Genomic DNA, 6496 nt, shown 5'->3' with positions numbered 1-6496 from the left:
CAGCGCGCTCGCCGAAGCGAGTGGGGGTGTCGTCCAGTCGGACCCCGCCGCGCTCGCCATGCGCGTGCGGGCTGCCTATCCGGCCAGTCCGTGGGATTGGCGCACCACGCAGCCGGATCACGTACTGCAGGAGGACATTGTGCTGACTGAAAGCCTGCAGATGCGCAGCGCGCCGTTGTACGACGCGGTGGTGGTGACGGGGGAACTGGCAGGGAAGGGAGTTACGTGCAAGGTGCGCAAGTCGGGAGAGGAGGGGCGCCTTTTCGCCCAGCAGGTCAGCAGCCCCTTGATCACCGTGCCGGCAGCCGGCGCGGAGCGGGGCAGGAACATCCTGTGCGATCGCGGAGAGCAGGCTGCTGTCGACCTGACGGTGCCGTTGTTCGCGAAGCCGCTCAAGGCTGGGGAGGTTGGGCTGCTGTTGCCGCTGGATCTGGTTGAGGTGGTCGGTGCCGATGGCACCTGGCACGGCCAATGCGAGTCGCTGCGGATCGAAGTATCTGCCGACGACAGGGCGGTGGTGATTGAGCAGACAGCAACCCTGGAGAGGCACTACACCGATGCGGACTGACCTGTGGGATCAATTCGGTGACCTGGTAGGCGGCAGCCCGAGGCTGATCGCTACCGTCACCGCGCACAACTCTGATGGCACCAGCAGTTTGACCACCTACGACGGGGTGCAGATGCGCGCCTTCGGGCAGCTGCAGCTGACGGTTCCGTACAACGTCTGGGTGCGTGGCGGCAGGTTGGTGGAAGCTGCACCGAATCTGCCGCTCTATGAATTGACTGTCTGACGAAACAGGGCGCTGCCCAGATGCCGGCAAGCATCCAAGCAGCGCCGCAACACAGGTGATCTCAGCACCTGGCATTGGCCGTGGCCCCGTCGCCCTCGCGAGAGCGGCGGGATTGTCGGCTCCTCCTATCGCAAATACTGAGAACCCATGCCCAAGCCCATCATTTCCTGGCCGGGCGGCAAGCGCCGCCCATCTACGGTCAAACGGGTCCGCGATTCGCTTCGAACAGCAGCAATTCGATGGCCTTGATCGCTGCCTCGCGTCGGATCTCACGCTGGCTGCCTTGATTTCCGGGCTTGTTCAGAATCACGGTCACTTGAACGTCGCCGGCCACAGTAAGGGTCAGTGTTGACGCAGCGTCGTCGCCAACAAATCTGCCGTTCACTAAGGTTTCGTCGCTCATTTCCTATTCCAGAGGGCGAGGGAAGCCGCACCGTAGCGAAGTCCAATCGCGCCAGCTGAGACTATGGCAGGGTGCCTGGCCGCGGCGCCCTGCCGAATAGGCTGGCCTGGCTTCGCCATGTGAGACTATCCCTTGCGGTCAGGGGGGGAAATGCATGGATCTCGATTGGAAGGTCATCATCTCAACACTGGTTGGCGGCGCGATAACGTTCGCAGCGACCACTGGGCAGGAGATGCTTAGAAATCGACGGGTAAGTAGGGCGGCAATGTTGTCCGTCGGAGCAGAGATCGTGGCTGGGATCGATATCGCGCGGGCGCGAGGCTGGGCAAAGGACATCGAAGACTGCATAGAGCAGGCCATGCATGGAAGGGTTGTGCGGCTCACCATTCTGTTGCCGAAGGATACGATCCCTTCGTGCCGAGCTGCTCTCGCACAAGGGACCTTGGGGGACGGTGAGCTAACTGGGCTGGTGACGTGCTTTGTGATTGCCGTCGACGGCCTGAAAGCTGACCTGGATCGCCTGTTTGAGTACGATTTCGATAGTCCCAGATGCATGGTCTCTGCGGATGACCCAGAGCATGCGGTGAAGTTGTATGCGGAGATGCTTGGGTTGCTGGTTGCGATCGAGAACTTCGGAGCGGACGCCATAGCTCTTGCGGCCAAACGGCTGGGTCGAAAGGGCAAGTGGCTGCGACGAAAGTTCGAGCGTTTGGCTGCGCCTGAAACGTTAAGGTAGCTTTCTCAGCCCTTGAGACGCGGAGCCGTATCCTTCCGGCCATGCATTCCTCCCACGGCTTCCGCACCGCTCCGATCCCCTCTGGCTGGGTCCAGACCGGTGAGCGCTGGGCGCTCTGGTACAACGGCCGCGAAACGGCCAGCGTTACGCCCGGTGGCGGTCCCGGGGTCCGGCTATGGATGGAAGGCCAGAAGATGTGGCACACCAAGGAAGCGCGCGCCGCCAGCATCCGGCAGGCGAAGCGCTATGCCGAGCGCTGGTGCGCCGCCAGACTGTATCCCGATCTGCCCCTTCGTGAGGCCGTCGCGCGGCTGACCGATAGCACTCCGATCCAGCCGCCGCCGCCACTGCCCGGACTGCCGCCGACCCGGGAGCAGCTGCAGCAGGCCCAGCGGCTGGACGAGGCGGCGGCGGCTGCGTCGGCCCGGGTGATGGCCGCACTGGAGCCGATCCGGCCGCCAGCGGAGACCAAGTCCAGGGCGAAAGATCCGTGGAAGGGGCGGCTGCGTCGGAGCATGGGCCAGTACCCGCGTGTTTGACTGATTCGCTTCCGGAAAACTCGACCCCCTCACCTTGCTGCGCAACGGTTTGGTCGGGCCGGTTCCAGAAATTAATTCAATGCAAGTCATTGATTTTTGGGCATAGTAAGGCCGACTTTTAATCTTTTGGTCGAAGGTTCGAATCCTTCACGGCCCACCATTGCATCCAATGACCCAGGTCATTCAGAAAGGCACCGCCAAGCGGTGCCTTTTTTGTTGCTCCCGGTGCCGGGCTCCTACTTCGTCCGCGCTCCCTTTGCCGTTGCGGCTGCTGCGTCAGCAGCCTCCTGTGCAGCCGTTGCTGCGGCATTCGCAGAGCGCTCGATCGCGACGCGTTCCGCCTCGAAATCGGCCCGGCGCTGTGCACTCATCCTGCGCTCCAGTTCCATCGATGCGACGAAGCTCTCCGGATACTTCGAGGCACAGGCCTGTTGCACCAGCTGCACCGCGTGATCGGACAACCCCGGCTGGATATGACCCAGCAGGCAGTCCGCATACGACGCAGATGTGGATTGGCTCCCTGTGGGTTGCGGTGAGCCTGCGGCAAGGGCAACAGCAATCAATGCACTCAACATCGAAACCTCCTTGTAGTGGTCGGCTAGGGCGGCTGGGGCTGCCAGCTTCGAGCATAGCGCCATCCCGGCCCGTCGTCGCTCGGCGGGCGCATCATGGTTCCAGCACGCATGGACCAGAATCGAGCGTTCGGCAGGGATGTGCCTTCGCGTGAATCCATCGCATTGCAGTGCGACCCACCCGGCTCGAGGCCCTGACGCTATGCTCGGCACTTTCCCAGGATGGGCCGTCCCATGCGTCTGATCGTGCTGTCGCTGTTGTTGTCCGTCGTCTCCGCCGCACCGCTGATGGCCGCCGAAACCACGTCGCCCGCTGCCGCCACACCCCTGGTGATCGGCGAGACCTTCACCATCGAGTCGAAGGTGCTTGGCGAAACCCGTCGCATCAACGTTTACCGCCCGCAGCCGTGGGGCCTGGACCCGAAAACACCGTTGCCGGTGTTGTACATGCCCGACGGTGGCATCGGCGAAGACTTCCTGCATGTGGCCGGGCTGGTGCAGGTACTGACCGGCAACGGCAGCATGCGCCCGTTCCTGCTGGTCGGCATCGAGAACACCGAGCGCCGCCGCGACATGACCGGCCCCAGCAAGGATCCGCAGGACCAGAAGATTGCGCCGCGCATCGGTGGCTCGGCGGCCTACCGCAGCTTCCTGCGCGATGAACTGATGCCGCAGGTGCGCCAGCGCTACCCGACCACCGACGAGCGCGCGCTGATCGGTGAATCGCTGGCCGGCCTGTTCGTGGTCGAGACGCTGCTGCAGGAGCCGACACTGTTCAACAGCTACATCGCGCTGGACCCCAGCCTGTGGTGGAACCGTGGCGCGATGCTGGCCGGCGCCGCCAAGCAGCTGCCGGCGGTGACGCGCGCGCAGCCGCACGTGTTTCTGGCCAGCAGCGGGCAGCCGGAACTGGCCGCATCCACTGCACGACTGGCCGAGTTGCTGCAACAGGCGTCGCCGTCGCCGCTGGTGAAGTACCTGCCACTGCCGGAGGAAACCCACGCGACGATCTATCATCCGGCCGCATTGCAGGCGCTGCGCACGCTGTTCCCGGCGCCGTCCCCGGCCTCGCCCTGACCGCACTGGCACCGCGTCGCATGCCATGCAAGGATGCGGTAGCGGTGCCATCCGGTGCGCCGCCCGCAACGGGAGCGTGTGGATGCAGCGTGTGCGTGGATGGAGTGTGGCGGCCTGCCTGGCCGTGAGTGGCTGTGCGATGTCGGTGGCGCCGCCGGCAGCGCAGAGTGAAGCGAAGGAGAGCGCGGCAGCCGCTGCGCCAGGCGTGGTGCTGCCGGATACGGAAGCGTTGCGCATACATGACCCCGTGGGCCGCGACTATCCGATCTGGGTGGCGCTGCCGGCCGACTATGCCGCGCACCCTGAAAAGCACTATCCGGTGCTGTACGTGACCGATGCGCTGTACAGCTTCCCCTTGGTGCGCAGCGTGCGCAACATGGTCGGGCAGAAGGGCGTCAACATCGAGGATTTCATCCTGGTCGGTTTGCCGCCGCAGGAGGGGCTGACGTCGAAGCAGAGCCGCTCGCGTGATTACACCCCCAGCAATCCGGCGCGCACCGATCCGCGTGACTACAGCGATGACGTCAGCTATGGCGGCGCCGCACACTACCGCGATTTCCTCGCCGAACGCGTGTTGCCGATGATCGATGCGCGCTACCGCACCGATCCGGCGCGACGCGCCTATGCCGGCCATTCCTATGGCGGCCTGTTCGGTGCCTACGTGCTGACCACGCGTCCGGACATGTTCCGGACCTACATCCTGTCCAGCCCGTCGCTGTGGTTCGACAACCACTTTGTGCCGCGCCTGCAGGCCGAGGCCAAGGCGCCTGCGCAGCCGACCACGGTGGTGCTGTCAGTCGGCAGCTTCGAGACGGTCAAGCCCGAACCGCGCTACTTCACCCGCAACGACATGCTGCGCCACAACGCCGAGTTCGCCGAGCAGCTACGCGCCAGCGGGCATTCGTTGAAAGTGGAGAACATGGTGATCGATGACGAGGACCACTTCACGGTCTACCCGGACATGATCACCCGCGCGTTGTTGAAGGTGTTCCCGGGTACCGGGCCGTACAGCAGCGGTTGACGGCCGGTTGCATCCACGCATGGCGTGGATGATTGCCTCAGGCCGCGCTGGCCTGCGGCGGCGGTATCAGCGTGGCATCCGCTGCATGGCGGAAACACAGGCGGATGGCATCGAGCAGCTCGCTCATGCTGTACGGCTTGGGCAGGAAGTGGATGCCGGCGCGCAGCTGCGGCAGCACGCGGTGCTGGTCCATGCCGGAGGTGACCAGGATCGGCAGCTGCGGCAGGTGCTCGCGCACGCGGTTGGCGGTTTCGATGCCGCTGATGCCGCCCAGGCAGACGTCGGTGAACAGCAGGTCGAATGGTTCACCGGCGTTGAGCAAGCCCAGTGCGGCCTCGGCGCTGCTGACAGCGGTGACCTGGCAGGCCTGGCTTTCCAGGGCGAGGCGACTGAGTTCCTGGGTTTCCTCGGCGTCCTCGATCAGCAGGACGCGCGGTTCCACAAAGCGCTTGGACAGCAACATGACGCGGCAACTCCGGACAACAGGGGGAGCGAAAGGCGCGCAAGTATGCGCAAGCCGGTAGTGAGCCCGGCGTGCACGGCAAGCTAAGTGGGCGTTACAGCCGCCCGCGCCGCTGGCGGCGCACGTGCGAGGCCAGCACCAGCACCGCCAGCAGGGCAGTGCCGATGCGCAGGCTGGTGGCCTGCCAGCCGAGCGCGACGGCGTCATCAAGGCTGAACACATTCCAGGCCAGGTTCATCGACACGTGCAGGGCCAGGCCACACCAGAGGGTGTCGCCATCCAGATGGTCCAGCCAGGCGAAGATGAAGCCGCCCAGGGCGATTACCGCGCCAATGAACAGCGCGATGCCGCCACCGTTGAAGCCGCCGAAGCCGAGCCAGTGCACCATGCCGAACAGCAATGCCTGCGGCAGCGCGAGCAGCGGCCACGGACCACGCACGATCTTCACCAGCAGCACGAAGCCCAGGCCGCGGAACAGCACTTCCTCGGCCAGCGGGAACAGCACGCCCAGCATCGTGGCATCCAGCGTGGTCAACGCCGTGTTCGGGGTACCGAGCAGCGCCAGGCCCAGCCAGCACGGCAGGCTGGCCAACAGCACCCACATCGGGCCTCCCCAGCCATTTCCGCGCAGCCCGAGGCTGGCCGACAGACCCATGCCACGGGGCCGCAGCAGCGCGGCCAACAGTAGTGCCGCCAGCACCGCCAGCGCATTGTCCAGCAGGCTGCCGCCGTAGGGCATGGGCAGGGCAGGAATCGGAGTCCCTGCGGCCGCGGCGATATCGCGCAGGTTCAGGCCCAGGCCAACGCCCAGCAGGACCAGCAGCAGGCGCGCGGTGGTGGGCAGGCGGGACAACGCGGTCATGTACGCACTCCCTGCGGAACAGGGGCCCAGTG

General features: G+C 65.2%; 9 protein-coding genes and 1 pseudogene. 6 read left to right on the top strand and 4 right to left on the bottom strand.

The window, feature by feature from the left end:
- A pseudogene (locus tag N5D91_RS20855) lies at positions 1–568 on the top strand (hypothetical protein); the annotation flags it as partial.
- Positions 558–791, top strand: coding sequence for a hypothetical protein (locus N5D91_RS20850; RefSeq protein WP_004152742.1), 234 nt, complete (start codon positions 558–560; stop codon positions 789–791). The pseudogene N5D91_RS20855 and the gene N5D91_RS20850, both read left to right, overlap by 11 nt.
- A 199-nt stretch (positions 792–990) precedes the next feature.
- On the opposite strand, the gene N5D91_RS20845 is transcribed toward N5D91_RS20850, so the two are convergent.
- Positions 991–1194: a hypothetical protein gene (locus tag N5D91_RS20845; RefSeq protein WP_180854655.1), complete on the bottom strand. Its 204-nt coding sequence runs from the start codon at positions 1192–1194 to the stop codon at positions 991–993.
- Between the two features lie 154 nt (positions 1195–1348).
- On the opposite strand from N5D91_RS20845, the gene N5D91_RS20840 reads away from it, so the two are divergent.
- Together N5D91_RS20840 and N5D91_RS20835 are read left to right on the top strand one after the other, a co-directional pair.
- Positions 1349–1930, top strand: a complete 582-nt coding sequence (locus N5D91_RS20840) for a hypothetical protein (protein ID WP_107380153.1) — start codon at positions 1349–1351, stop codon at positions 1928–1930.
- 41 nt (positions 1931–1971) lie between these two features.
- Positions 1972–2469 carry a hypothetical protein gene (locus tag N5D91_RS20835; RefSeq protein ID WP_180854654.1) on the top strand — a complete coding sequence of 166 codons (498 nt, stop codon included), beginning with the start codon at positions 1972–1974 and terminating at the stop codon, positions 2467–2469.
- Between the two features lie 236 nt (positions 2470–2705).
- On the opposite strand, the gene N5D91_RS20830 is transcribed toward N5D91_RS20835, so the two are convergent.
- Complete coding sequence (locus N5D91_RS20830) at positions 2706–3044, bottom strand: hypothetical protein (RefSeq protein ID WP_153855711.1); 339 nt, start codon at positions 3042–3044, stop codon at positions 2706–2708.
- A 231-nt stretch (positions 3045–3275) separates the two neighbouring features.
- Here N5D91_RS20830 and N5D91_RS20825 point away from each other — a divergent pair, with 231 nt between their 5' ends.
- Together N5D91_RS20825 and N5D91_RS20820 are read left to right on the top strand one after the other, a co-directional pair.
- Entirely contained in the window at positions 3276–4118 is an 843-nt protein-coding gene (locus tag N5D91_RS20825) for an alpha/beta hydrolase-fold protein (protein WP_180854653.1), read from the top strand.
- 82 nt (positions 4119–4200) lie between these two features.
- A complete protein-coding gene (locus N5D91_RS20820; protein ID WP_180854652.1) occupies positions 4201–5139 on the top strand; it encodes an alpha/beta hydrolase-fold protein in 939 nt (312 codons plus the stop codon).
- Positions 5140–5176: 37 nt separating this feature from the next.
- Here N5D91_RS20820 and N5D91_RS20815 read toward each other — a convergent pair whose 3' ends face one another.
- Positions 5177–5602, bottom strand: coding sequence for a response regulator (locus N5D91_RS20815; protein WP_049400506.1), 426 nt, complete (start codon positions 5600–5602; stop codon positions 5177–5179).
- A 94-nt stretch (positions 5603–5696) separates the two neighbouring features.
- Positions 5697–6464, bottom strand: a complete 768-nt coding sequence (locus N5D91_RS20810) for a CPBP family glutamic-type intramembrane protease (protein ID WP_110713286.1) — start codon at positions 6462–6464, stop codon at positions 5697–5699.
- Positions 6465–6496: the final 32 nt, after the last annotated feature.

Source organism: Stenotrophomonas sp. GD03794 (assembly GCF_029842145.1).
GTDB lineage: Bacteria > Pseudomonadota > Gammaproteobacteria > Xanthomonadales > Xanthomonadaceae > Stenotrophomonas > Stenotrophomonas riyadhensis.
This window is presented reverse-complemented; position numbering and strand designations above follow the sequence as displayed.